The 26,492-nt window shown below is 39.9% G+C and carries 28 protein-coding genes and 1 tRNA gene; 16 read left to right on the top strand and 13 right to left on the bottom strand.

Going from position 1 to position 26,492, the window contains the following annotated elements:
* The first annotated feature begins 85 nt into the window (after positions 1-85).
* Together H8B17_RS13495 and H8B17_RS13490 are read left to right on the top strand one after the other, a co-directional pair.
* Positions 86-526, top strand: coding sequence for a VOC family protein (locus H8B17_RS13495; RefSeq protein WP_190309742.1), 441 nt, complete (start codon positions 86-88; stop codon positions 524-526).
* 312 nt (positions 527-838) lie between these two features.
* Positions 839-1,135, top strand: coding sequence for an HU family DNA-binding protein (locus tag H8B17_RS13490; protein ID WP_105716714.1), 297 nt, complete (start codon positions 839-841; stop codon positions 1,133-1,135).
* A gap of 265 nt (positions 1,136-1,400) precedes the next feature.
* Here the strand turns inward: H8B17_RS13490 and H8B17_RS13485 are convergent, their stop codons facing one another.
* Positions 1,401-1,904 carry a lipocalin-like domain-containing protein gene (locus H8B17_RS13485; RefSeq protein WP_190309741.1) on the bottom strand — a complete coding sequence of 168 codons (504 nt, stop codon included), beginning with the start codon at positions 1,902-1,904 and terminating at the stop codon, positions 1,401-1,403.
* A 124-nt stretch (positions 1,905-2,028) separates the two neighbouring features.
* Here H8B17_RS13485 and H8B17_RS13480 point away from each other — a divergent pair, with 124 nt between their 5' ends.
* The 4 genes from H8B17_RS13480 (at position 2,029) to rplI (ending at position 4,239) form a co-directional block, all read left to right on the top strand.
* Positions 2,029-2,907: a cupin-like domain-containing protein gene (locus tag H8B17_RS13480; protein ID WP_190309740.1), complete on the top strand. Its 879-nt coding sequence runs from the start codon at positions 2,029-2,031 to the stop codon at positions 2,905-2,907.
* A 244-nt stretch (positions 2,908-3,151) separates the two neighbouring features.
* On the top strand, positions 3,152-3,520 hold the full coding sequence (rpsF, locus tag H8B17_RS13475; RefSeq protein WP_190309739.1) for a 30S ribosomal protein S6: 369 nt from the start codon (positions 3,152-3,154) through the stop codon (positions 3,518-3,520).
* The gene (rpsR, locus tag H8B17_RS13470) at positions 3,520-3,783 is read left to right on the top strand and encodes a 30S ribosomal protein S18 (protein ID WP_105716646.1); all 264 of its coding nucleotides are present in this window, start codon (positions 3,520-3,522) and stop codon (positions 3,781-3,783) included. The genes rpsF and rpsR overlap by 1 nt, the downstream gene beginning before the upstream one ends.
* A gap of 12 nt (positions 3,784-3,795) precedes the next feature.
* Positions 3,796-4,239: a 50S ribosomal protein L9 gene (rplI, locus tag H8B17_RS13465; RefSeq protein WP_190309738.1), complete on the top strand. Its 444-nt coding sequence runs from the start codon at positions 3,796-3,798 to the stop codon at positions 4,237-4,239.
* Between the two features lie 56 nt (positions 4,240-4,295).
* On the opposite strand, the gene glmM is transcribed toward rplI, so the two are convergent.
* Positions 4,296-5,678 carry a phosphoglucosamine mutase gene (gene glmM, locus H8B17_RS13460; protein ID WP_190309737.1) on the bottom strand — a complete coding sequence of 461 codons (1,383 nt, stop codon included), beginning with the start codon at positions 5,676-5,678 and terminating at the stop codon, positions 4,296-4,298.
* Between the two features lie 288 nt (positions 5,679-5,966).
* Here glmM and H8B17_RS13455 point away from each other — a divergent pair, with 288 nt between their 5' ends.
* From H8B17_RS13455 to H8B17_RS13425, 7 genes are all read left to right on the top strand, one after another.
* Complete coding sequence (locus H8B17_RS13455; RefSeq protein ID WP_190309736.1) at positions 5,967-6,560, top strand: phosphatase PAP2 family protein; 594 nt, start codon at positions 5,967-5,969, stop codon at positions 6,558-6,560.
* Positions 6,557-7,354, top strand: coding sequence for a ZIP family metal transporter (locus tag H8B17_RS13450; protein WP_190309735.1), 798 nt, complete (start codon positions 6,557-6,559; stop codon positions 7,352-7,354). Before H8B17_RS13455 ends, H8B17_RS13450 begins: the two co-directional genes overlap by 4 nt.
* A gap of 144 nt (positions 7,355-7,498) precedes the next feature.
* Positions 7,499-7,735 (top strand): FeoA family protein, encoded by a 237-nt coding sequence (locus H8B17_RS13445; RefSeq protein ID WP_190309734.1) that lies wholly within the window; start codon positions 7,499-7,501, stop codon positions 7,733-7,735.
* Position 7,736: 1 nt separating this feature from the next.
* Positions 7,737-9,839, top strand: coding sequence for a ferrous iron transport protein B (feoB, locus tag H8B17_RS13440; protein WP_190309733.1), 2,103 nt, complete (start codon positions 7,737-7,739; stop codon positions 9,837-9,839).
* Between the two features lie 6 nt (positions 9,840-9,845).
* A complete protein-coding gene (locus H8B17_RS13435; RefSeq protein ID WP_223816562.1) occupies positions 9,846-10,004 on the top strand; it encodes a hypothetical protein in 159 nt (52 codons plus the stop codon).
* A 49-nt stretch (positions 10,005-10,053) separates the two neighbouring features.
* Complete coding sequence (locus H8B17_RS13430; protein ID WP_190309732.1) at positions 10,054-11,670, top strand: DUF4139 domain-containing protein; 1,617 nt, start codon at positions 10,054-10,056, stop codon at positions 11,668-11,670.
* Between the two features lie 134 nt (positions 11,671-11,804).
* Entirely contained in the window at positions 11,805-13,238 is a 1,434-nt protein-coding gene (locus H8B17_RS13425) for an amino acid permease (RefSeq protein ID WP_190309731.1), read from the top strand.
* A gap of 33 nt (positions 13,239-13,271) precedes the next feature.
* Here the strand turns inward: H8B17_RS13425 and H8B17_RS13420 are convergent, their stop codons facing one another.
* Entirely contained in the window at positions 13,272-14,132 is an 861-nt protein-coding gene (locus H8B17_RS13420) for an aminotransferase class IV (RefSeq protein ID WP_190309730.1), read from the bottom strand.
* 19 nt (positions 14,133-14,151) lie between these two features.
* On the bottom strand, positions 14,152-15,186 hold the full coding sequence (locus tag H8B17_RS13415) for an RluA family pseudouridine synthase (protein WP_190309729.1): 1,035 nt from the start codon (positions 15,184-15,186) through the stop codon (positions 14,152-14,154).
* A gap of 51 nt (positions 15,187-15,237) precedes the next feature.
* Between H8B17_RS13415 and H8B17_RS13410 the strand changes: the two genes are divergently transcribed.
* Positions 15,238-16,125 carry a 1-aminocyclopropane-1-carboxylate deaminase/D-cysteine desulfhydrase gene (locus H8B17_RS13410; RefSeq protein WP_190309728.1) on the top strand — a complete coding sequence of 296 codons (888 nt, stop codon included), beginning with the start codon at positions 15,238-15,240 and terminating at the stop codon, positions 16,123-16,125.
* Positions 16,126-16,151: 26 nt separating this feature from the next.
* Here H8B17_RS13410 and H8B17_RS13405 read toward each other — a convergent pair whose 3' ends face one another.
* Complete coding sequence (locus H8B17_RS13405) at positions 16,152-16,790, bottom strand: carbohydrate-binding family 9-like protein (protein ID WP_190309727.1); 639 nt, start codon at positions 16,788-16,790, stop codon at positions 16,152-16,154.
* A 12-nt stretch (positions 16,791-16,802) separates the two neighbouring features.
* A complete protein-coding gene (locus tag H8B17_RS13400) occupies positions 16,803-17,906 on the bottom strand; it encodes a phosphotransferase enzyme family protein (protein ID WP_190309726.1) in 1,104 nt (367 codons plus the stop codon).
* A 185-nt stretch (positions 17,907-18,091) separates the two neighbouring features.
* On the opposite strand from H8B17_RS13400, the gene H8B17_RS13395 reads away from it, so the two are divergent.
* The gene (locus H8B17_RS13395; RefSeq protein WP_190309725.1) at positions 18,092-19,417 is read left to right on the top strand and encodes a hemolysin family protein; all 1,326 of its coding nucleotides are present in this window, start codon (positions 18,092-18,094) and stop codon (positions 19,415-19,417) included.
* 3 nt (positions 19,418-19,420) lie between these two features.
* On the opposite strand, the gene H8B17_RS13390 is transcribed toward H8B17_RS13395, so the two are convergent.
* Positions 19,421-20,272, bottom strand: a complete 852-nt coding sequence (locus tag H8B17_RS13390; protein WP_190309724.1) for a GH25 family lysozyme — start codon at positions 20,270-20,272, stop codon at positions 19,421-19,423.
* Between the two features lie 156 nt (positions 20,273-20,428).
* Between H8B17_RS13390 and H8B17_RS13385 the strand changes: the two genes are divergently transcribed.
* Positions 20,429-20,513 (top strand) — tRNA-Ser (locus tag H8B17_RS13385).
* Between the two features lie 414 nt (positions 20,514-20,927).
* Here the strand turns inward: H8B17_RS13385 and H8B17_RS13380 are convergent.
* The 6 genes from H8B17_RS13380 to H8B17_RS13355 form a co-directional block, all read right to left on the bottom strand.
* Positions 20,928-21,269 (bottom strand): hypothetical protein, encoded by a 342-nt coding sequence (locus H8B17_RS13380; RefSeq protein ID WP_190309723.1) that lies wholly within the window; start codon positions 21,267-21,269, stop codon positions 20,928-20,930.
* Positions 21,270-21,359: 90 nt separating this feature from the next.
* Positions 21,360-21,554 carry a hypothetical protein gene (locus H8B17_RS13375; RefSeq protein WP_190309722.1) on the bottom strand — a complete coding sequence of 65 codons (195 nt, stop codon included), beginning with the start codon at positions 21,552-21,554 and terminating at the stop codon, positions 21,360-21,362.
* A gap of 100 nt (positions 21,555-21,654) precedes the next feature.
* Positions 21,655-23,196 (bottom strand): helix-turn-helix domain-containing protein, encoded by a 1,542-nt coding sequence (locus H8B17_RS13370; protein ID WP_190309721.1) that lies wholly within the window; start codon positions 23,194-23,196, stop codon positions 21,655-21,657.
* Between the two features lie 50 nt (positions 23,197-23,246).
* Complete coding sequence (locus H8B17_RS13365; protein ID WP_190309720.1) at positions 23,247-23,687, bottom strand: hypothetical protein; 441 nt, start codon at positions 23,685-23,687, stop codon at positions 23,247-23,249.
* Positions 23,688-23,833: 146 nt separating this feature from the next.
* Positions 23,834-24,361 (bottom strand): DUF1573 domain-containing protein, encoded by a 528-nt coding sequence (locus tag H8B17_RS13360; protein WP_190309719.1) that lies wholly within the window; start codon positions 24,359-24,361, stop codon positions 23,834-23,836.
* Between the two features lies 1 nt (position 24,362).
* A complete protein-coding gene (locus tag H8B17_RS13355; protein WP_190309718.1) occupies positions 24,363-26,477 on the bottom strand; it encodes a DUF4838 domain-containing protein in 2,115 nt (704 codons plus the stop codon).
* Between the last annotated feature and the right edge of the window lie 15 nt (positions 26,478-26,492).

The raw sequence follows: 26,492 nt of genomic DNA, 5'->3' as shown, positions 1-26,492 counted from the left end.
TATGACAAGACATCGGCTCTTCCAAGCGTTTACCTTTGATAGCTATTTCATGTAAACTGTATATTTATTCATAAATAAAAAAATCATGACAAAACTACACGCTTATCTCAACTTTAATGGAAACTGCGAAGAAGCTTTTCAATTTTATCAGACGGTTTTTGGTAGACCGCTCCTAGGACTCCACCGATTTGGCGATATGCCTGCCGATCCTAATTTTAGTGTTCCCGCAGCGGAAAAGGACAAAATCATGCACACGGCTCTACAGATTAATGAACACGCGATGATCATGGGATCAGACTGTATAGAAAGTTTTGGTCAAAAAGCCGTATTCGGCACAGCCAACTATATTATGTTGGACACAGATTCCCCCGAGCAAGCTCGCGAGCTACACAACAAACTCGTTGTAGACGCCCAAACAATAGAAATGGAATTAGACGAGACATTTTTCGCTGAGTTGTTTTCTTCCTTCATAGATAAGTTTGGTATCGGTTGGATGGTTCATTATGAAGGTAACAAGAAAATGTAACACGCTGTAAACATAAGTTTTCAGTATTGATTTTACACCGTGTACTTCTAGCTCTCAAAACTATTCTTTAAGAAAAAAGAAAAAAAATTATTATTCTTGACGATTTGTTTTGGTTTAAACGATATTATTTTTATATTCGAATCGAAAGCGAGATAAACCTGATATACACTCCAGTGGGTAGGTTAACGATAATTAGCAATAATGTCTGACCCAAGCTCAAAACAAGGATAAAAAAATTAGGATTTTTATCTAAAATTTATATTTGTGGCATAGAATTAGTACATACACTATAAATCTTAAACTTGAATAATAATGAACAAAACAGACTTGATTAAGCATATTGCCAGCGAGGCTGGAATTACGCAGTCACAAGCAGAGAAAGCTGTTAACAGTTTTACCGGAGCAGTATCTTCGTCTTTATCTAAAGGCGAAAATGTTACCTTAATTGGTTTCGGAACTTTTGGTATTTCTGATCGTGCTGCTCGCAACGGTAGGAACCCACAAACAGGTGCTACTATCAAAATAGCTGCGAAAAAACTTCCTAAATTTACAGCGGGCAAGGCCCTTAAAGAAGCAGTAGACGCTCCTAAAAAAGGAAAGAAAAAATAGAAAATTGTATTAAATAATACTAGGAAGCTAAGCGAGGGTACTGAAAAGCCTCGTCTTTAGAGAAAACGGTCAAGTAAAAATATTTTTACTTGACCGTTTTTAGTTTTTATTATTGCCCGGATTCCATTGTTTTAACTGATTTTGGAGGTACTAAGCGCCGCGCATACCTCCTTTCGAAGTTTTCTCGTGTGCATTCAGCGGTCCTTGATGAAGGATATAATATACCTAAATACCGTTGTCCTATGTTTTCAGACATTCATTTTATCTAGTTATTGAGACTAATCTCGCGCAGTAAATGTTCATTTACGAAATCTTCTGAAGAAAAATCCATACGTTGCCAAGTCATATACGAGTTAACATATACACCATTGGAAAGGATAGGTTCCGTAGATTTTAGATAGAGCACATTGCCCTCGAAATCTATCTTTCTATGCTGCATTTGGTTTTTCCAATTTGGAAATAATGAGCTCTCAATGCAATAGGTGACAACAGCCTTTTTATTATCCACTTCGTATTTTCCACAAAAGGCAATATATCCTTGAAGAGAGGAGGCCATTTCTTCCTGAGTTGCCATCATTTTATCTTTACTTTTATAAAGCAGTCGTTCTTCTTTGGAGACTTGCACTGCCATGTAACCATCTGGCGAGTACATAAGGATTCCGTATGGATTCTTTCCCATCGGAAAAAGTGAATCATCACCTTCTATAGGAACCTCAATATAGGATAAAAGCTTCCAAGTTCCTATTAGTTCGTTTTTTATTGATGTCATAATAAGATGCTATAGCAAATAGTTTAAAATAATAACGCATTTCTTTTCAACTTAGTTTACAGGAAGGTCATGTATGATAAAATTTTGACATTTTTTTTATTATTTTTAGCATAAAAAAAGAACTATGATTCTATCAGAGATTGATATTGTGGATGATATAAGTAAGGAAGTGTTTCTGGAAAAATATTTCAAGCCACAAAAACCTGTTCTTATTAAAAGCTTTGCAAAAAAATGGAATGCGTACGACAAATGGAATTTAGATTATATCTACGAACAAGCGGGGGAACAGACGGTTGGTCTGTATAATAACAAGCCCGCCGACCCCAACAAGGCAACGGATGAACCTGTCACTCAAATGAAAATGCGTGACTACATTCGTCTTATCAAATCGCAACCTTCCGATCTACGGATTTTCTTTTATATCATTACCGACAAGCTACCCGAACTGCTCCATAATTTTTCCTATCCTGATTTGGGCTTTAAATATTTCAAACGTATACCGACGTTATTTTTTGGAGGCAGTGAGGCTCGCGTGCTGATGCATTATGATGTGGATCTAGGAGATCTGCTCCATTTTCAATTCGAGGGTAAAAAAAGGGTGTTATTATTTCCTCCAGAAGAAGCCGCCTTTCTATATAAAGTTCCACTCTCTGTCCATACGGTTTACAATATTGACTATGAACATCCCGATTACACCCAATTCCCCGCGCTTCGGCATGCAAAAGGGTATGAGATTTTGATGGAGCACGGAGACGCCTTATTTATGCCGAGTGGTTATTGGCACTTTAATCGCTATCTACAAGCTGGATTTTCTGTCACTTTACGTTCCTTTCCTGCTTCGCCAAAAAGGCTTTTGAATATGTTAAATGAAGTGTTTTTCATACGGTATACCGACAAGATTTTGCGTAAACTTCTCAAACAAAAGTGGATAAACTACAAACAACGTAAGGCTTTTGAACGAAGTCAAAAGGCTTTAGACTCCTATTTGAAACAATCAGGTTGACGGTGTGCGGTGCAGTATTTTGCTAAATAAACTGCTAATATCGCTTCTGAAATTATTCTCGATGCGGGATAAGTTCACGCAAAAGCTCATGCTTAGGATCATCTTATATGTCAAAGAAACGCAGCAACGATATTTTCTTTCTTTTTCCTAAAAAAAGAAAAATTAAAATTTTATCACTATCTTTGCACACTCGTAAAAGAGTACGAGTATAGTTAATATTAAAAAAACAAATTCATTAAACACAATGCAACAGTACGAATCTGTCATTATTCTTACCCCGTTGCTTTCAGAGGATGTCGCGAAAGAAGTTATCGCGAAATTCAAAAACATCCTTAATGAGGGCGGAGCCGAAATTGTCGCTGAAGACGATTGGGGTTTGAAAAAATTAGCGTATCCGATCCAGAAGAAAACTACTGGATTCTATCACCTAACTGAATTCAAGGCTCCGGGTGAATTAATTCAAAAACTAGAGCTTGAATATAAGCGTGACGAACGCATAATGCGTTTCTTAACTATTGCTTTAGACAAACATGCAGTTGCTTACAATAAGAAAAAACGTAGCGGTGCATTCAACAAAAAAGCTGAAACTAAAACGGAGGAGGTAGCAAACTAATGGCAAACGAAAATATCCAATACGTAACTGCTCCTAAAGTAGAGGACAACCGTAAAAAATACTGCCGTTTCAAAAAGAACGGTATCAAGTATATCGACTATAAAGACGCAAACTTCTTATTGAAATTTGTAAACGACCAAGGTAAAATTTTACCTCGTCGTCTAACGGGTACATCATTGAAATTCCAACGTAAAGTAGCTCAAGCCGTTAAACGCGCACGTATTATCGGACTATTACCTTACGTAGCTGATTCATTAAAATAGGGAGGAAACGACATGGAAGTTATATTAAAACAAGATATTAAACACCTTGGCGAGAAAGACGACATCGTAAACGTAAAACCAGGTTACGGTCGAAACTACTTAATTCCTCAAGGTTTTGCTGCCTTAGCGACACCGTCCGCGAAGAAGGTATTGGCTGAGAACATTAAACAAGCTCAGTTCAAACAAGAGAAAATCAAAAAAGATGCTACAGAATTAGCAAGCAAATTGGAAAGTATTAAGCTTACTATTGGTGCTAAAGCTGGTGAAAGCGGAAAAATCTTTGGTAAAGTTAATAGCATCCAAATTGCGGAAGCTTTGAAAACACAAGGGTATGAAGTTGATCGCCGCCGCATCACGTTTGAAACAGAACCTAAAACAATCGGTGAGTACATTGCTAACTTAAACTTACATAAAGAAGTTAAAGTTCAGATTCCTTTTGAAGTCGTAGCAGAATAACTAAAAAGGATACTAAAAAAGTAAAGGAGATAACATATGTTATCTCCTTTACTTTTTTACTTAATAATTTCTTCTATTTCCTTTATAATTTTGTGGGCAATAGCATCAGCAGATTCCCGTGTCGGCCCTTCCGAATAAATACGAATAATAGGCTCTGTATTCGATTTCCGAAGGTGTATCCATTCGTTTTCGAAATCGATCTTCAGACCGTCAATCGTCGTATACTGCTCCTCCTTATATTTTTCTTCCATTTTTTCTAATAAGGCATCAATATCCAAATCCGGTGTTAACGTAATCTTATTCTTCGACATAAAATATTGTGGCAATTCTGCACGATAAGTAGATGCCGTTTTCTTTAATTTGGCTAGATGACTTAAAAACAAAGCTACGCCTACCAAAGCATCACGGCCGTAATGTGAGTCTGGATAAATCACTCCCCCATTACCTTCGCCACCAATGACAGCATTTACTTCTTTCATTTTCGTTACCACATTTACCTCTCCTACCGCCGCTGCATAATATTCACCACCATGTTTGATCGTCACATCACGTAAAGCGCGGGTGGAAGAAAGGTTAGAAACAGTGTTTCCTTTGGTGTGTCCTAAAATATAATCCGACACGGCTACCAACGTATATTCCTCGCCAAATAACTCTCCGTCTTCCATCATAAATACCAAACGATCCACATCGGGATCTACCGCAATACCCAAATCCGCTTTATTACGCAATACAGCATGCGAAAGATCCGCCAAATGTTCCTTTAAAGGTTCGGGATTGTGTGGAAACTCTCCATTAGGTTCACAATGTATTTTGTAAACGGTCTCTACACCCAATGCATTTAACAAGGCTGGAATAAAAATCCCTCCCGTGCTATTTACCGCATCTACAGCGATCTTAAAACCAGCTTGGCGAATAGCTTCTCTATCTACCAATGTTAACGCCAAAACGGCATCGATATGTTTTTGTAGATAGCTGTCATCTTTTGTTTCCTTACCTAGATTTTCCACTTCGGCAAAATCAAAATCTAGGCTCTCTCCTAATGCTAAAACTTCTTTTCCTTCCTGATCACTAATGAACTCTCCCCTGCTGTTTAACAACTTCAAGGCATTCCATTGTCCGGGGTTATGGGACGCGGTCAAGATAATACCACCCGCAGCGTCCTCCATTGGTACAGCGAGCTCTACCGTGGGCGTAGTAGATAACCCCAAATTCACTACATCTGCACCTATCCCCTGTAAAGTTCCCACAACCAAATTGCTCACCATTTCTCCAGACAGGCGCGCATCCCGTCCCACAACGATCTTTTTGCTCTCACTTTTCTGCAACAGAATTTTACCAAATGCAGCTGTAAATTTAACAACGTCAATCGGGGTAAGCGCCTCTCCTGACCTTCCCCCGATTGTACCTCTAATACCTGATATTGATTTTATAAGTGTCATATTTCTTGTTTGAAGGCCCTAACTAGCCTGCGGTTTTAAACAATCGTAAAAATAGCTTTATATCCCAAATTTTCATTATAATAATTTGTTTTTTTAAGGAAATGAAGCCAATCTAAATTAGTGATATCTCTATTTGTAAAAAATTTATGCAGGTTTGATGATAATAATTTGCTTTTTTCAAATCGAAAAGTGTATTTTTGTTGCAACATTGTATCGTTTAATCAAAAGAAGACAATGTTACTAATTATTCTTTACTTTTGAAGAGTAATTTAAACAAGTACAGAATCTATGTTGAATCAACTCATTCATTTTGACCAAGAGATATTCTTGGCCATTAATCAAGGATTAAGTAATCCTTTTTTTGATTGGTTGTTACCCATTCTCCGGAACCCCTACACATGGGCGCCGTTATATCTATTTCTGATTATTTTCTTCATCAAGCACTACGGTAAGATGGGCATATTGATTGTCGCTTTTACGTTAGCTAATTTCGGTATTTCAGACGCCCTATCGTCTCATGTTATAAAAAAGAATGTAAAACGTGTGCGGCCTTGCAATGATCTGGTGTTTAAAGCAGAAGCCAACGTTCGGGTTCGCTGTGGTTCAGGATTTAGTTTCACCTCTTCCCACGCAACTAACCACTTTGCTATGGCATTCTTCTGGATCGTTTTATTCCGCAGACGCTGGAAACATACGCTATGGCTGTGTATCACATGGGCCGCCTTAATCAGTTTTTCCCAAATATATGTTGGTGTCCACTACCCATTCGATATTATCTGCGGAGCTATTCTCGGTATCCTGATCGGAACCGGAACTGGCTACCTATTTAAGCGCTTCTTTCCCGATTTTTTTAAAACTAGTCCTATCACACCAGCAACATGAGTTCGTCATTAATCGTTAGCATTCTATTTATTTCGGCTTTTATAAGCGGTTTATCCGTATTCTTTGTTAAAAGAGATAACACGAATCTACTTAAACTTATCCTCTCTTTCAGTGGAGCTTATTTATTTAGTATCACAGTATTACATCTAATACCGCACGTTTACATTAGTCAAAACACAAGTCCCGAAATAATTGGATTGTACATATTGGGTGGTTTCCTATTTCAGCTGGTATTGGAACAATTTTCTCAAGGTATCGAACATGGGCACATTCACCATCATGCACACCACGCTTTCCCATTAGGTATTATGATAAGCTTATGTTTACATGCGTTTCTAGAGGGTATGCCGTTGGCCGCCGGTCATCAAGCAGAACTTGTTTTTGGCATAGCTATCCACCATGTGCCTGCCGCTTTTGCTTTAGGAAGTTTGTTACTTAATACACGACTTTCCAAGACAAAAATAGCGATCTTCCTCCTTTTGTTTGCGATAATGACTCCCTTAGGCTTCTTAACGAGCAAAGGAATAAGCGAAGGCGAAATAGGAAACATTACCCAGTATTTCGATAAAATTATGGCCATTGTTATCGGTATATTCCTACATATATCTACAACTATCCTATTCGAATCGGGATCTGCAGACCATCATAAATTCAATCGAAAAAAAATGATCGCCGTCATATTAGGTGTGCTCGTATCATTGGCCAACTTTCTATTTGACGGTCATGATCATCATCACGGATCAGACCATGACCACCATCATCAGGAACATCACCATCACGACCACGACCATTAGTTTAATTACGAAGCGGATAAGTCCGACCAAATTAAACAAATACACGCTTTTAGACTTAAAATCAATCTAAATTAGCTAACTTTGGTGCATATGTTAGATATTCCTCTTAGGGAATATAATTATATAATTTTACAATACGACAAAATGCAGAAAAGTTTCAGTCTTGATTTATTGAAAGTAGGGGAAAAAGCGACTATACGGCAGCTCGATTCGTCAGAACTGCCTTCTAAATTTTACGAAATGGGGCTTCTTCCCGGAACCGTGCTCGAAGTTAAACATAAAGCACCCTTCCACGGCCCAATCGGTCTTCAAATATCCAATCCCAACATTTTAATCGCCATCCGTAAATCAGAAGCTATACACATTTTCGTCGAAAAATAACATGAAGAATCCAACAATAGCCTTTCTAGGAAATCCCAATGTAGGGAAAACATCACTATTCAACCGTATTACAAAATTACATCAACATGTAGGAAACTATCCCGGCATTACAGTTGAAAAGAGAGATGGCTCTTTAAAAGCTAATGGCAAAACGTATCGTATCATTGACTTACCCGGCACCTATACACTCTTTCCTACCTCAATGGATGAAGAGATTGTGTATAATGTTCTGGCTGATAAAGAAAACCCCGAACATCCGGATCTCGTCGTTGTCGTAGCCGAACCAAACAACATTAAGCGGTCTATCGTTTTATACCAACAAGCTCGTGAATTAGGTGTTTCGGCTATCTTCGTTGTGAATATGATAGATGAAGTCAATGCCAAAGGAATCGACATTGATTACCAACAACTAGAAGCTTATCTCCACACCAAGGTCTACACGACCGACGCCAGAAACGGAAAAGGAATAGCACAGCTTATCCATGCCTTTGATGAACGTCCGGGTCATTTCCCGGGTCAGTTTGAAACAGACGAGACGCACAGGGCTGCATTGGAGGAAGCAAAAAGGGCCTTCCCATTATATACGGAATACCAAACATGGCAATTCATTGCACAAGAGAACGTCTCTTTTTTAGCTAAAGAACAGCAACAAATTTTAGCAGACATTCGGAAAAGACATCAACTTTCTCCCAATGTGCTTCAACAAACTGAGGCCATTCAACGTAATGCAAAGATTGAAAACGATTTAAAAAAAATAATTCTACAAAAGGATAATCATCATCTAAACAAGACAAATAAAATTGACAAAGTCTTACTCCATCCGGTTTGGGGCTATATTGTCTTCTTTTTTCTTCTATTTCTCGTGTTCCAATTGGTGTTCATTTTGTCCGAACCTATCATGGATTGGATAGATGAACATTTCTCCGCACTTATTGATTATGCTGCCAGTATACTACCCGAAGGTCCCTTATCCAATCTATTAACACAAGGCGTATTAGCCGGGATTGGTGGTATTATTATTTTCGTTCCTCAGATAGCGATTTTATTTCTGCTTATCTCCCTTATGGAGGAAACCGGCTACATGAGCCGCGTTGTCTTTCTGATGGATCGATGGCTTCGTCCTTATGGGTTAAACGGAAAGTCGGTCATTCCACTTATGTCGGGTGTGGGCTGCGCTATTCCAGCTATTATGGCCGCCCGCAACATTGAAAATACGAAAGAGCGGCTAGTGACGATGTTGGTCACTCCTTTTATGACCTGCTCGGCACGTCTCCCCATCTATGTTGTCTTAATATCCTTGGTCATTCCAAATGAAACATTTCTAGGTTTTGGCTTACAGGGCCTCACATTGAATATACTTTATATCTTAGGTGTCGTAGCGGCGCTATTGTCGGCAGCAATTTTAAACAAAGTCATTAAAAATCAGCATAAGTCTTTCCTTATTTTTGAACTCCCCTCCTACAAATCTCCCGATTGGAGAAATGTTGGCTTGAATATGTGGGAGAAAACCGCAGGATTTTTATTTGGCGCAGGTAAGATCATCTTAGCGATGGCCGTCATTTTATGGGTACTTGGGAATTTTGGCCCGAATGATAAATTTAGCAATGCAGAAACATACGTACAACAGGCCAATCCTACATTAGATAGTGGAGATTTGGAGGAAGAGGTGACTTCATTCAGACTAGAACATTCCTTTCTTGGCTACATGGGTATGGGTATCGAGCCCTTGGTTAAACCGTTGGGCTATGATTGGAAAATGGGTATCGGACTTATTTCTTCTTTTGCTGCAAGGGAGGTATTCGTAGGAACTATGGCCACCGTATATAGTCTCGGTGAGGACGTGGATCCTGATGATGATGAAGAACGGGAAACACTGTTGAGCAGGATGCGATCTGAAATCAATAGAAATACCGGACAGCCTTCTTACAATTTAGCATCAGGAATTTCGCTACTTTTGTTTTACGCTTTCGCTATGCAATGTATGAGTACGATTGCAATCATGAAACGGGAAACGGGATCTTGGAAATGGACGTTAATACAAACCGTTATGATGACCGGCTTAGCGTATATCGTTGCTTTAATTGCTTATCAACTCCTTAAATAATATATCATGGGAACAGTGATTCAATATACTATCATCGCGCTCGTCTTCTTGGTGGCACTGGTATTCTTGGTAAAACGGTTTATGCCATCCAAAAACAAACAACATGGCTGCAATAAGGGTTGTGGATGCGCGATGACAAATATGGAAAACAAAGGTACTTTTTAAATATCTTTGTGGAATATAACCGCATAGAGCATCTCTTCTAAAACGATTCATGATGATAAAAAGCAGTTTATTACTTTGCGTTGGTCTGGTTTCAGCAAACCTGTCCTTTTCTCAGAAGGCCATTGTGGAAAAAGCGGATTTAAAAAATGTAACAGTTTTTACGAATGCAGCGGAATTAAGCCACACCGCGAATATAAATATCCCATCCGGCAACAGTGAAATAGTGTTCACACATGTGGCCAATAGCATCGACGAGAATAGCATTCAAATTGGCACAGGCGCCAACGTAAACATCCTGTCTGTGCGTCCGGCGTTGAATTATACGGATACCGATGTAAAAACAGAAGCGTACCGTAATGTTGAAAACGAGTACAAGCATGCTTTAACGGTATTAAAAAAATTACAGAATCAAAAGGCGACGGAAGAAAGTATGCTTAAACTTTTGGAGCAAAACCAAAAAGTCGCTGGCGACAACAGTAGTACTACGGTGGCTGAATTGGCAAAAATGGCGGAGTTCTATAAACCAAAATATCTGGAGGTGAAAAACAACATCACCACATTAGATGAAAAAATAGCTGAGCAGCAGAATATCGTAGACAAGGCCAAAGTGCAGTTTGACGAAGTCAAAGGACAGACTTCGGGTTCGGGCGGTCAACTGATTGTACAGGTCATGAACAACCAAGCGGGAAATCAGCCTTTTCATATTTCCTACTTGACAAGAAGGGCAAACTGGAGTGCTTCCTATGAACTGCGCGCGGAAAACACAACGTCTCCACTACAAATTGTTTATAAAGCCAACGTTTCTCAGCAAACAGGGGTTGACTGGCAGCAAGTCAATCTGCGACTTTCTACGTCAAACCCCTCGCAAGGGGGGGTAGCACCTACCCTATCGCCTTGGCATTTATATTATCAACAGAATCTTTCAGCCACCCTTCATGGCCGTGGCGCTGGTCTTCAAATACGTGGCGTCGCGAAACAATCAAAAATAGCGGATAACGTACTGGAAGAGGTTGCAGCAGCTCCTGAAGCGCTGAATGATTATGTACAGCAAGTCGAAAATCAGCTCAATACTACTTTCGATATCGATCTTCCATATACCATCGCCTCGAACGGGAAACAACACGCCGTCAGTCTTAAAGAATATACACATCCGGCCAACTATCAATATTATGTTGCTCCACGTATCAACCAAGAGGTATTTTTATTGGCGGAACTCATAGATTATGAGAAGTTAAACCTTGTTTCCGGACAGGCGAACGTCATATTTGAAAATATGTTGGTCGGCAAAACATTCATCAATCCCATGGAGGCAACCGATACCTTGAAATTAAGTTTGGGACGGGATAAGATGATTTCCGTTAAACGAGAAAAAATCAACGACCTGTCTTCTTCCAGATTGATCGGAAATAGTCGGACGCAAACGGCTCTTTATGAAATTACCATAAAAAACAATAAGAAATCAGCTGTCAGTCTTACACTGCAAGAGCAGTATCCACTATCTACAGATAAATCAATGGATGTTACACTCGATGAATCTGATGGCGGGGAAGTAAACAGAGATACGGGTATCGTGACATGGAAGTTGAATATCCCAGCGGGAGGTACCCAGAAAGTGAAATTCGGCTATTCGGTTAAACACCCAAAAGATAAACAGATAAATTTGTGATAGTAGAAAAGATAATTTTGGATTAAATACAATAAAACCGCTGATAATACAGCGGTTTTAGTATTTTTACCCTAAAGTGGGCTGAGAGATACTGTCGTATAAATGACTAAACAACATACTTGAATAATAGCATATTGAAAACAAATACTCCAGAAGAAAACAAGCAGCTTAAACGGGGGTTGAGCAACAGACATATCCAATTAATAGCCCTGGGTGGTGCTATTGGTACTGGTCTTTTTTTAGGGGTAGGACAAGCAGCCGTTCTGGCGGGTCCATCGGTCATACTAGGCTACGCCATTGCAGGAATTATTGCCTTCTTTATCATGCGGCAATTGGGCGAGATGGTGGTGCATGAACCCGTATCGGGTAGTTTCAGTTATTTTGCTAATAAATACTGGGGATCCTTTGCCGGGTATGCTTCCGGCTGGAATTATTGGGTGCTGTACTTATTGGTTAGTATGGCCGAGCTAACGGCGATCGGACACTATGTGCAATTTTGGTGGCCGGAGATCCCCCTTTGGGTGTCTAGCTTATTTTTCTTTATCGTGATTAATACACTTAACCTGGCTTCGGTAAAAGTATATGGTGAAACGGAATTTTGGTTTTCTATCATCAAAGTAGTCGCTATTATCGCCATGATTATTTTTGGTTGCTACCTCCTTATAAGTGGAAAAGGTGGAGAGCAGGCAACAGTACAAAATTTAACGAATGACGGAGGTTTCTTCCCGAAAGGCTGGCTATCCAATAACGAGAATGGCGTCTACCAAGGGCTTTTAGCTGCCTTGGTTATGATTATGTTTTCATTTGGAGGGCTTGAATTGGTGGGTATCACCGCCGCAGAAGCTGAAAATCCCGAAAAAAACATACCAAAAGCGACAAACCAAGTGTTATGGCGTATCCTCATTTTTTATATTGGATCATTGTTGGTGTTGTTTTCACTCATGCCATGGCGTAACATTACGCCCGAGACAAGTCCTTTCGTAGAAGTATTTGCTAGTCTGAAAGGTTTGCAATTTGAACTTTTTGACACTACTTATTATTTCACGAATATCATAGCAAACGCTTTGAATATTATCGTATTAACTGCAGCGCTATCCGTCTACAATAGTTGTGTATACAGTAACTCGCGTATGCTCTTTGGTTTAGCCGAGCAAGGTAATGCCCCTAAATTTCTGAAGAAATTAAATAAGAACCACTCTCCCGTCAATGCTATTTTAATTTCTGCCGGATTAGTTGCAATCTGTATCGTCATCAATAAGCTGATGCCAGAACGTGCATTGGAAGTGTTGATGAGCTTAGTAGTGTCCTCTCTCGTCATCAATTGGATTATGATATGCCTAACCCATATCTTTTTCAAAAGAAAAATAACCGAACGGATGGAAATTCCATCGTTTCCTACACTTCTGTACCCTATCAGCAATTATATATGTCTTTTGTTTCTGTCAGGGGTGCTGATCATGATGTGGTTTACCGGGTTAAAGATTTCCGTTGAATTAATTCCCATCTGGCTAATATTGTTATATATCACGTATCGATTGGTTCAACGTAATAAACAACGACTAGGTTAGTTTGATGAGTTAAACATGCTTCAAGTTAGCTTTTTAGTTTTCACCAGATTCCTCCCCCCAAGTTTGCAGTTTCTCTTGAAGGATTCGGGAAATCTTATTAAAATAGCGTTTTTGTTTATAACCCATCACCCACTGGACACCTTGAACAGCATTGGTACAAAAAATCTCGTCTGCCTCTTTCATGATTTCGGGACTTATTTGGGCTTCCACAACGGGAATACCTTCGTGTTCTGCCATTTCCATCACAACTTTTCGCATAACGCCCTCCACACATCCTTCTGTTACAGCTGGTGTATACAAACTCTTATCGTAGTATACGAAAATATTGGATATCAACCCTTCACATAGGTTTCCTTCTTGATTCAGGAGAAATACTTCATCGTAAGCAAATTTCTTTTTATATAAACCTGCCATGACATAAATCAATGCATTATTTGATTTAAGATGTGATAAATCACTATAAGGCTTTTTAAAATCGGTGTACAAATCTACAATGAGTCCTAATTTTTTATCTCGCAAAACGGGTGGCATACGAGATGCCTGTAGAACATATATGGGCTTATTGGTTTCCGGCGCGTACGTTCCACCGCCAGCACGATAAACAACCAAACGCACACGTACTTGCTGTCCAAGCATATTGTTTTTTCTGATCAACTCTTCTGTTTTAGAACGGATAAAAAAGGCATCGAACTTGGCATATTCATCCAATTGCAATGTTTGCATACCTTGTTGTAAACGCTTTATGTGAAGATCCAGAAACCGTATGTTACCATCTTTCCATAACATGGTTTCAAACAGTCCATCCCCATACCGTAAGGCGCGGTTGTCTATTGTTGCTATCTGTTGATTTTCGGCAATAAGCTGCCCGTCAAAGTTGATATATTGTAAAGACATAAATTTTTTCTATTTTAACCTATCGACCCGTTGATGTGACGTAAGACTGCCATTTTTCCAAAACGGATTGAAAATCGGAAGGAAGCGGCACTTCGAAATACATCGATTCCTTTGTACGAGGATGAACAAATCCCAACGATTCAGCATGCAGTGCTTGCCGAGGTAGCAATTCAAAACAATTGTTTATAAACTGCTTATACTTGTTGAATACCGTTCCTTTTAGAATCTTGTTTCCTCCATACGATTCATCCGAAAACAACGGATGCCCTATAGATTTAAGATGTGCCCGAATTTGATGGGTACGCCCTGTTTCCAACTCGCAGGTTATTAAAGTAACATATCCCAAACGTTCCAATATCTTATAATGCGTAACCGACCACTTGCCTTTTTCAGGATCATCGTATAATTCCATTATCCGACGATCTTTGGCATTTCTTCCGATGTAACCCGACACCGTACCATCCTCGGCCACATCTCCCCAAACTAACGCCAGATATTTCCGATTTATTGTATGATCAAAAAACTGCTTGGCTAAAAAAGTCATCGCCCATTCATTTTTGGCGATTACCAACAATCCCGATGTATCCTTATCGATCCGATGTACCAAACCTGGACGTCCCGTATTACCTGGTAGAGTAGGTAATTGGCTTAAATGGTAGGTCAAGGCATTGACGAGCGTTCCCGTATAATTGTTAAAACCGGGATGGACAACCATACCTGCCTCCTTATTTACCAATAACAGATCGTCGTCTTCATAAATAATATCGAGTGGTATATTTTCGGGGTAAACCTCTGTATCACGAGGTGGATCAGGCAAGACCATCGTAACAACATCCAATGGTTTTACTTTGTAACTTGCTTTTGCTAATTTCCCATTTACAAAAACAGTTTCGGCATCGATGGCATTTTGGATACGGCTTCTGGATGTATTTTCCACTCTGTTCATCAAGAACTTATCCAACCTCAATAACGCTTGCCCTTTATCGGCTTCAATCCGATAATGTTCAAAAAGCTCCCGCTCGTCCTGTTCTTGTATATCTAAATCCTCAGCCATCACGCAAAAGTATCGAAATCCTTTAAAATCTACTAACTTTGGCAGAAGTATATGTTGGATTTTGATTTTTATAGCCCAGAAGAAGAGATTGTCCTTCCGCTTTATGAGGAGTGCGGCATTCGCGTATTCGTTAAACGAGATGATCTTATACACCCCTATATATCCGGCAATAAATGGCGGAAATTAAAACACCCCCTAGAACACGCCCGAAAAGAGAATAAAAGCCTATTAGTTACTTTTGGCGGAGCATGGTCTAACCATTTACTAGCCACGGCATGTGCAGGGGCAAAATTCGGATTTCGTACGTATGGATTTGTACGTGGGGATGTAGTCGAAAACCCAGTACTCAAATTGTGTCAGCTTTTCGGTATGGAATTGCATTTTGTAAGCCGGGAATACTATAGAGATAAAAAAGCATTATTTTATACCCATTTCGCCAATTCAAAGGATGCCTATTTTATCGATGAAGGTGGATATGGCTTGCTGGCTGCTCAGGGCTGTAGCGAAGTCATCAACGAATTAAACGGCAGATATGATCATTGTTTCTGTGCATGCGGTACCGGAACCACCTTGGCAGGACTGGCGATAGGCATAAATAATCGGCAGTGGCCGACCACACTACATGGCGTCCCCATACTTAAAGGGGGAGGCTTTATCCGCGATGAACTCACGAAATTAGGTGTAGTAAACCAAGCACAGATACGTTTACACCTGGATTATCATTTTGGAGGGTATGCGAAAACTAAACCGGAACTTATCGAATTTATAAAGGCATTTACCCGCCAGACTTCACTGTTGATAGAGCCGATCTATACTGGAAAATTATTCTATACCGTGCATCATTTAATTGCCCAAAAACAAATCGCACGGGGATCTACCGTGCTGGTCCTTCATTCCGGAGGATTAACAGGCCTTTTGGGAACGCTGAACAGGTTCTAATGTGTGTAGGGATACAGTACCTCCGGCTATTCAAAAATAATTTCCCCAAAAAAGTCTGGTAAATGAAAATTAGGTACGGGGTTTTCTATTGGGCTCCAGGAAAGGAAGTGTGGGGTTGGCAAACCGTCACCGCACTTATAAAAATTGCCCTGCGCAGTGATACCCGCTAAGTTTTTTATTTCATCGTGCACAAAGACAGCCGTAGGGATGACGAGGATAATATTCCATTTCTTTTTCCCACCAACATTTACCACCGTTGTAACAGTTTGTATTTTCGCTGTTGTTTCCGGTTCAAGTCGCTTTCTGTCCTGCTTTACTCGAGAGCCGGTACCTATCAGCCCCGTTCCTAAAACATTGAATTCTACATTGTAATAGCTCGCCTTTCCATCGAATGAAACAAAGAATTCCACACAACTATCCTCCCATACAGCTTCATTCGTACGAACAAATTGCGCTTTAACAAACTCTTCCTGAACACTATAATGGATAAATACATGTCGATTATCATGCACCATTTGAAAGTGCACTTCAGGTTTATATGGAAATTCTTTCCAGTTCACATGTGCTATAGGCTGCCACGGCAACGACTTCATCTGCTGGCTTAAAGCATAATAGGTAAAGTCTTCGAGTGCTATACTACAGTGAGGTACTTTTAAACTGGCCATTATTTTCAAATTTTATACATTCACACTTTCTTGCAAAATGGATGCGAGTTCATCTTGATGCAATTCCATTTCCCGGACTAATTTAAGCTGTGCTTTTGTTCTAACCAAATTATGTGTAGGATAATGTATTTTATAATAAGTATCTCCGTTTAGAAAATCAGTCAGAAAACGAACAGCCTGCATAAAGGGCAACAAAAATACACCATGAAACAATGACGTCACTTCCTTTTCCGTTAAAAAACCACGAGCTTGGCTCATATACCCTTGTGCATAAGCTCTAAATAATGGTATATTCAACCTTATCTTCTCTATATCAGGTTCGTCTTCTGCTGCCGAATTGATAATGGTGCGAATGGCATCTCCAAAATCATAGGCTACATATCCCGGCATTACCGTATCCAAGTCAATCACACACTGTACACGATCATGTTCATCCAGCAAAACATTATTGAATTTCGTGTCGTTATGCGTAATACGTAACGGCAAATCTCCTTTATTTCCCATCAATAAAATAGTACGCATCCTTTCTTCACGTTCCATTATATAGTCCAGTATATGCTGCACCTCTTTTACACGACCAGCTGCATTGTCTTTTATCGCATTCCGCAAATTACCCAACCGGAAGTCAATATTATGAAAGTTCGGCAGTATCTCCACCAATTTGCTTGGGTCTAAATCAGAAAGCTGCTTTTGAAATTCACCGAACGCCTGTCCTCCTGCATATGCCTGTGCCTCTGTTTCTACAATATCATAGCTTTTAGTACCCTCTAACAAAATAAACATTCGCCAAAAATTATCGACTTCATCCTGATGATACAAGGCTCCGTCGCGAGTCGAAATTAATGTTAACGTCGACTTTTCTACTTGCTGCTGGCCAAGATGTGCTAATTTTTGTTTCAAGTGGTCCAATACCACTTTTGTATTTCTCATCAACCCAACTACATCCGCAAAAATCTGATTGTTAATTCGTTGAAAAAGATAACTTTTGACAGTTGTTTTCACATGATAAGTATCATTAATGTGGCCGGACCCGAAACGTTCTATATGAATGATATCGCCCTCTATACCGAAGTGCGACGCAGCGTTTAAAATATTATTATTGTTTAATTTGGACATCGGAAAATTTCAATTTTCAACATAAATCATGCTAAACGTCGGCAATATGTGCAAATAAATCAAAAAATAAAAGGGTGATGTCAAAGCAAACGTTTGTTCTTTTTCAACACATTTCTTCACTGATTTTGCACTAGAATGTACAACGCTGAAAAAGAATTTGTACTTTAGAGCATAAAACAGGCTTTATGCTAACAGAGATTATTATTATAATATCGTTAATTATACTTAATGGAATACTTTCGGCTTCCGAAATAGCGATTGTGTCAAGTCGAAAGGCTCGTCTGCAAGCGGCCGCCGACAAAAACAACAAGTCTGCTCAAATAGCGCTAAATTTAAAAGAAAATCCCAACCAGTTTTTATCTACTATACAGATTGGGATAACGTTAATCGGTATTCTTACCGGTTTTTTCAGCGGAGGTACAATCTCTTCCCACCTCGCCATTGTATTTAGCCAAATATCAATTCTTGCCCCTTACAGTCAACAGATAGCGATTGTCGTTGTTGTACTTGCCATTACTTATCTTTCATTGGTCATTGGTGAGCTCGTTCCCAAACGAATCGGAATGGCAATACCAGAAAAGTATGCATCGCTCATCGCCAGCCCAATGTTGTTTTTAAGTAAATTTGTCAAACCATTTGTCTGGTTATTAAGCATTTCCACCGATGCCCTTGTTCGTTTAATGAATATCAAGGTTTCCAAGAACACGGTTACAGAAGAGGAAATTAAGGCCTTGGTTGATGAAGGCGTAACTAGTGGCGTCATCGAGAATTTCGAACACGATTTTGTTGACCGCTTGCTCATACTAGGGGATAAACGTGCTATCAACTTAATGGTGCACCGCTCCGATATTGACTGCCTGGATCTCCAAAATAATTTTGAAGAAAACAAGAACATCATTCGGGAATCTGAACACACGGAGTTTCCCGTAGTAGATGGCAGCTTCGACCAAGTAAAAGGGATCATTCATGTCAAGACTTTTCTAAAAAAATTTATCGACGACAAACCCATTGACTTGCAAGCGTTAGTAAAACCGATTCCTTTCGTTAATGAAAACACTTCTGCTTACAACATCCTAAACATTTTAAGGAGTGGAAAAGCGCAATTAGCAGTCGTTGTCGATGAATATGGTATTCCGCAAGGTATTGTTTCCATCAAAGACATCGTGCGTCAGCTTTTCGGTGGGATGAACAACAGTGAAGAACGTTCGGATGCTTCTATCCGCAAAAGAGAGGACGGTTCGTTTATTATCGATGGAAGAATGCAACTGGATGACTTTTTAGACTTTTTTCAGATCGCGTTGAGTGAAGAGGAGATAGACGATATTTCTAATATCACGACACTAGGCGGATTAGTATTTCTGACGTTAGATCATGTTCCCGAAGAAGGTGAATTTATCCACTTTAAAGATTATAAGCTCGAAGTTATTGATATGGACGGACACAGAATCGACAAGGTTTTGGTCAACACTCTCCCACTTCTAACAAACAGCATCAACGAAAATGAAGACTGAGAATTAGTAAGGAATGGTCAGTTCCTCTAATTCTTCGATATCTCCTCTAAACATATTGAGATCTACATAACCTTTTATGCCGCGCACATAACCTCGTTCGGAGAATTGCCAAAAGTTCCAATGTTTTTTGGGTTTTTTCACCCAGAAATTATAGTTTGCTATCCACAATACATAATCAGAAAATTCTTTCTCTAAGAAGTCAGTGAAATAGCTATCGCCGGAATAGAGGATAGGTTGGGTTCCATAGTGTCGTTCTACCTCGTCGAGCCATCGCTTTAGCCCGACTTTTAGTGAATCCATAGATTGTTTGCGAGGACGCTCCTCAATATCTAAAACTGGAGGTAAATCACCATGTCTCAACTTAACAGTTTTTATAAAGTTATGCGCTTGGCGGATGGAGTTTTCATTTGGACGAAAATAATGATATGCTCCACGTATTTTAGCCCTACTTTGTGCCGCCTTCCAATTTATCGCAAAACGTTTGTCCTTCGCCTTTTCCCCCATCGTTGCGCGAATAAATACAAAATCGATCGGAACATCATCGTATATAGTATTAATATCTAACCAACTGATATCACCCTGATATTGGGATATATCAATACCATACACATAGCTGTTGTGTGCTTCTATCAACTTTCTATTGCGTCTTTCGTGTTCATCTGCTGTATGTGTGTCCGACGACCCATCTGGCAAAATCCAACTTCTTAAGGTATAAGAGAAATCCGTTCTGTAATACAAAAGGGCAAACCCTATTAAGATACATAGTGGTACCACCACACTCCAAGTTAAATATTTTCTCCGCTCTGCGTCACTTGCTTTAGTACCTCTTCTGACAGGTTTTCTATATCTTGCCATATTTCGCGCTGAAAATACTGGATTTATTTTTTATTGCCAAACAAAAAACATACTATATAAGATGTATAAAAAAACAATTCACCTCATTTTCAAAGGGTAATACACAAATACTAAAATTCGTTTTGCAAAGCGCGCTGAAATTTCTACTTTTGTCGCGGAGAGTTGGCAGAGTGGTCGAATGCGGCGGTCTTGAAAACCGTTAACTGTCACAGGTTCGGGGGTTCGAATCCCTCACTCTCCGCGAAATAAAAGTCCATCCAAAAGATGGACTTTTACTTTTATAGCGTTTAGGGATGAGATCCAGAAGGGTTGGCTGGGGTTCGATCCGAAGGAGGTTTAGGGTTGAGCTTGGGGTAGTGGGGCTAAACCAATCCCTCACGCTCTGCATCGAGTAAAACATTTAGTATCAAAACCCTATAAATAGCAGTACTTATAGGAATGCCAGCACCCGAAAGAATTATTTCTAGTCATATGATTACGGTAAGGTTTTTCAGTTTTTTGATCAGAAGGAGGGTAAGGAATTGTATGGAAATCGGTTTGCCATACTTCATGGGATACTACCCGTCCCGGACGGAAATGCGACGTCAGCGGACGGAAGTGTCATGTCGTTGGGCAGGAGGGTAACGTCGTCGTCCGCCGAAATCATTTCGTTGCCCTACCTGATGAAACTTCCGTCCATCTTTTTTGCGTTGTCGTATGGGATGATCATTCCGTTGCCCAAGGCAAACGTATTGTCGTATGCCGAAATCACTTCGATGCACAAGAGTTTATTTTCGGCGGGCAAGGAAATTATATAGAAAGACGGAAGATTGGTTCCGGAGGACGAAAGTATCATCTCGGCATACGGAATATTGACTTTCCCGCATGGAGGTATGAACAAGAAGCCCATCTTCATCGTCCCGGTGTATGCCGAAGTGCATTTCCCATACAAAAGAACCGCATCCTTGCCCGGCACATCCTGCAAGTCGTGCGCCGTCAAGACATCGACGTACAGCAAAACAAAGGGGAACTGTGCAAAATTAAGCTAACTCCGCAGACTATAACTTACTTATTGAGACAACGTCATCAGAACAACATCTTATAGAGGTTAAAACTTAGACATCTCCTTGTCTATATACTTTCTACGCTTTCTCAACCATGTTTTGAGATTTGCTTTAGATTTCCCCAAATCGTCCTGCTCTCCTGTTTTCCAATTTCCTCGACGACCTCCCATTCCCCATACCTCAAAATTTTTCTTTTGTGATTCTCGGATCGTTGCTGCATAGTGTTCGATAAAATTCATTAATTCATCACACTTTGTGTTGCGATAATGCGGCCAAATATCATGATAGAGCTTTCACAATGCTCGGTCTCGCAAGAAGCGCTTAGTAAACGCCAATATATCAGCACCTACCTAACTCCTTTTTTCTAAAATGTACAAAAGCAGAAGGTGGCAAACCGGTTTCCGTCTTAAATGCAGTCGAAAACTGACTAAGGCTGGTAAAACCACTCATTTCAGCCAAGTGTGCCAACTTATAATCAAGAAGTGCAGGATCCGCCTTGAGACGATCGATAATAAATTGTATGCGATAAGCCTGTACATAACCATAAAAATCTTTTCCACGATGCTTCTTAATAATATAAGATACATAGCGTTGATTGGTGTTGAGTAACCTCGCCATCACACCCAACGAAATATCCTTATCCAGAAAAAAAAGGCGTTCTTCATACCGACCAATATCTTTTAACAACCGCTGCTCCGTTTCCTTGGAAATATTAATCTCTCGTAGCTCACTAGCATCGCGCTTTGCAAATTCGGTTTTTTCAGATGTGACAGATTCGTCCTTTTGTTTGGCCACGATATGATGAGTAGACCTTGTGCGAGACAGAAAAAAGAGATACAATGTCAAAAAAATCGTCGAAACTGCGAGACAAAGTCCGATGATCAGAGTTATTTTGAATTTATCTCTATAACTTTCTTTCGTGTTATACATTTCCTCAAAGAGCGCATCGGACACTTTTCTAATTTCCTTCTCTCGCTCACTTCTTATTTCCCATAACAAGTTTCCATACCGCATCGCTCCATCGATCTCTCCTGCTTTCCAGTAAAACTTTGTATATGTACGATAAACGGCTTCTTCTAGTTCCTTAAATTTACTACCTTCCAAATAAGGCTCCGCTTTTTCCAGATACATTCGAGCCTTACCCAGACTATCCTGCCCTAACGAGACTTCCGCCAATCCACGGAAGATATAAGGTATTAAGTTGCTCTCCACATCGCCAATTTCGGAAAGCGACGACAGATACATCTCTTCGGCTTCTTTCAGACTATCGAGATGTAGATAACACAGACCCAAAAGCTGGTGATTCGTCGCTTTAATCAAACTAGAACGTTTGTCTTCGTGATGATCAAACACAATTAATCTACCGGCATCCAATACATGTAATTTAGCCGTCTCGTAGTCCGATCTTGCCATCGACAGCATTGCTCGCTCGTGAAATATATTGATCTTAGTGAGTGTGTACGTCTCTTTTCCGGTCGTTCTATTATTTGCTTCCTCTGCTTGATTAATATACCGTTCGGCTGCTTTTATTAAACCTATCTGTCTAAACGCGGTCGATAAGAAACCTTTTGTTGTCGCCTGCCACATTGAATTAAGGGAAGCCTCAACGATTTCATCCGCTTGCATCACTTGTCGGATAGCCAATGCCTGCTCTCCCAAATTCATATATATATTAGCAGATAGCATATAGGCTTTTGCACGTTGCTCATCCGTTTTTGCCACGCTCAAAAGCGAATCAGACACCTGCAGTGCAGCCTGTACGTCTGTCGCAATCAGCGATACAGAAACTTCCACATAACGTTGATTAAAGCTTTTTTCCTGTGCATAAGCCAAGTGAACAGTAATGCAGAAAAAATAATATAAAAAAAATCTCTTTAACATACCAATTGGGTTGAACAATACACTTGCTAATGCAGGCTATTATTCCTGCCCTAAGCCAATGAATAAAAAAGGAAAAAATAACCCGTCAACATCACGGAAGTAAGCGTAATGACTAACATCACATAGTTAAGTTTAGTCCCTAGAGCGGTATCTGTTCCGTTTCTCTGTTTTATTTCTCCCCGGTTTTCTTCGTGATCGCTGTATCGAGTATATTCTTCCCACGCCCTAAGATCATTGGTATCGACAACCACGTCACGGCTTTTCTCGACCTCTCGACGCAAATGCAGCAAAGCTATTTGGGTAGATAGAAAACCAACTTCATTTCCCTTCACTCCCTGTCTGCTCAAAAAAGCTTCTAGTGTCTTTTCTACATCAACATCAATAGAAAAACGCGAATCATGACAGTATTTCTCCATTGCTTCTTGGAGTTCATACTCTATTTTTAATAATGTATCCAATAGTTCCTTGGGATCATAGACAGATGTAGCCATACAAAACAGGTAATTAAGTGTTGTAATCTAATAAATTTCTCACATATATGAGATAAAAACACAGACATTACCACATTTTCATGCACCTCAACAACCAATCACATCTAGTCAGTTGAAGCGCTACTCATCGTTGATACAAGGATAAACTATCTATTATCATGTATACTCTTATTAAAATCTTCATCCATATAATATCCTTTATTATTCACATCACCATCTACAAAACGTTCAAATCCACCCTGTTCATCCATTTCCTCCCTATAGAGTTCTTCGTAGTCCTTGGTATACATTGCGTTTGGCACAACATTAATATCAAATTCTACCTCCTGTATATCGCCAGACAAGAAGTTTCCGTACAGAGTCACATAATGTTTTACATACCCCACATTCTTCGAACTGTTATAACTTAATGTTAATAGGCGCTCTTTTCCAGGCGGAATACTGAACGTAGCCTTATCATCGTTAACTTTTAGGCAACCGCATGAGGTTATGATATCCGTTATCATCAACGGATGCTCGCCCTTATTCTTAATGTTAAAGGAAATATCTTTTTGCTGCCCCGCCAGAATAGGATAATAATGTCGGTTATTATCCTCTATTTCTACGGTGGTTTTTTTTTCAGCAAAGTTTATACAGCCCACAAGCGTCCATACGCTAACCGCACACATTATCATTCTAAAATAGTTGTATCTCATCACAAGCAATAACTGAATTTGTAATTTGTTTACTCTGTCGGATCTTTATCTGTAACTTATCACCAGGCTTCATATGAACAGGGAATTCCACCATTACAATATTCCCTTGTTCTCGATACCATTTATTAGATACCTTCCCCAGGCTCACTCCTTCTTTTAACAGCTCAACTTCTACTGGAGGTAGCATCCTATGCCGTTTATTAATCAAAAATCGGAGTGCCACTTTTTCTATAGAATCAATTTCTCTTCCAATAGTTCCGATTATCTCTATATCTTTTGAGTTCATAAACCATCCTTGATTAAAATCCGAAGCGAATCCTACCATCCTGTCACTGAGCATTTTTCCTTCTTCCAAGATAGTGGTGGTATTTAACTCGATAACTTGGAGATCAGACACGAATTTAGCAGAAAACGGTTTTGTTTTCAACAGTTCTTCCCATTCCGCGATATAAGCGGGAAGCTCTCCCCCACTCTCTTTATAGCGTTTCAAGTCCGTATATTTTTTATGATCTTTGAGCCGATTAAGTGCCGGGTATATTTTATTCGATACTTCCACGTCATTCCCAGCATCAACGAAAACCCCACCTGTTTTATAGCCGCGGTGATACAAAACCTGAAGATACGTATAACTCCATGCTGTCAACAACTTGTCGATCCGCCTGCGTTCTTCCCTATCAAGACCAGGTCGTACTTTATCCAACGCTTCGTACAACTGCCGAAACTGCTCTTGATTAAAAAAGAGGTCTTCGGCTTCACGGAACGACATGTATACGGGAAGTGTCTTATTTTTAGAAGCCGTCTGTTCTTCTAGTGTAAGATAATAAGACGAAAGCACGTCGCTCGTCACGGGATAGAATCGTTTAAAATAAGCCTCGACAAGATGGGCTATAGACAACGATGCATCGTGCAGCAGTGCCGCCATAACATATGTTTTCACATCATCAAGCGACGAATAATCATAGCCACTTCCGTTCAGAAACATACCATTGACACCCTGTGCTTTAAAAAAAGAAAGATTAGATTTAAAACGCGACAGAACCGGATAAGGCGTCAGGTAATCATCGAAATTTGATATATAATCCCAAAGGTAGATGTTATTCGTTTTTTCTTTCCAATCGCTTATCAGGATCGCAAATTTGTGCACAGGATTATCGTTTTTATCCAAAACGGGACGCTTTGGTAAATCGATGGTACTGATGAACACGCCGGTGTTGCTTTCCAGCGGGCGGTCCGGTGCTTCAGCGGTTGTGAGATAAGCCGTCGTAAAGAAATAATGCTTTGGAAATTCCGTAGCCAATTCGTTAAGCAATCGAACGACCGAGCCTGTAGCATTTTTAGGCGTATTGCCTTCCGCTTGGCAGTTAGAACAGGTACAAACCAATTTATTATCATTCGGCGCAATCATAAACCATTTCGAGACGTCCCTTCCATCTCCGTACTCGTCTATGATGAAATTCTTTATTGCTTTAAATGTCGAGCTTGCAGAAAAACAGAACTGCTGTTTGTCGCGCTTCCCATTTACCCAAGCATAAGAACTATCTTCCACGCCATCTATAAAAACCCGTGCAAGATTGTGTCCCCAGAGCCCCCAATCACTATCAACACTGTGGGTTCCCAACAAACCACTGTGATCCAGATCTGTATTAGGCAGAAAGTGTGGTTCTCGGTATCGCATAGTAAATTTCCCTACTGCATCTTGAAAAGTAATGTAGCCAGGGGGTAAATCCGACACATCAATATCGTGATGAAATAAGGCGATTCGATCAATAAGCATATAGCTTAACCAAACCATCGTTTCTTTATCTCTTCCAAAAATAGACAACCTATTTTCTTCGTTTTTGATTTCGTAATCAGCTCCGAGGTCTGGAACAATTTCCAAGTAAACTATTGCCTCCTTATGCTCAAGGGCGACATCATCACTCCGAGCAATTTGAAAGTTCCCGCCTTCTCGGATTCGCTTCAAGAGATGGTTATACAAATAATCAGCTGCTTCAGCGCTCCGCCTATCCCCATTGGAGGTAATGAGAAAACCAGGATTAGAAAAATCAAACGCCTGCTCATCATTCCCTATACAGCTGGTATAAAGTAGGAACATCGACAGTAAGATGTA

The sequence above is a fragment of the Sphingobacterium arenae genome (assembly GCF_014692505.1).
GTDB lineage: Bacteria > Bacteroidota > Bacteroidia > Sphingobacteriales > Sphingobacteriaceae > Sphingobacterium > Sphingobacterium arenae.
Note: the sequence above shows the minus strand (reverse complement) of the source record. Positions and strands in the feature narration are given on the sequence as shown.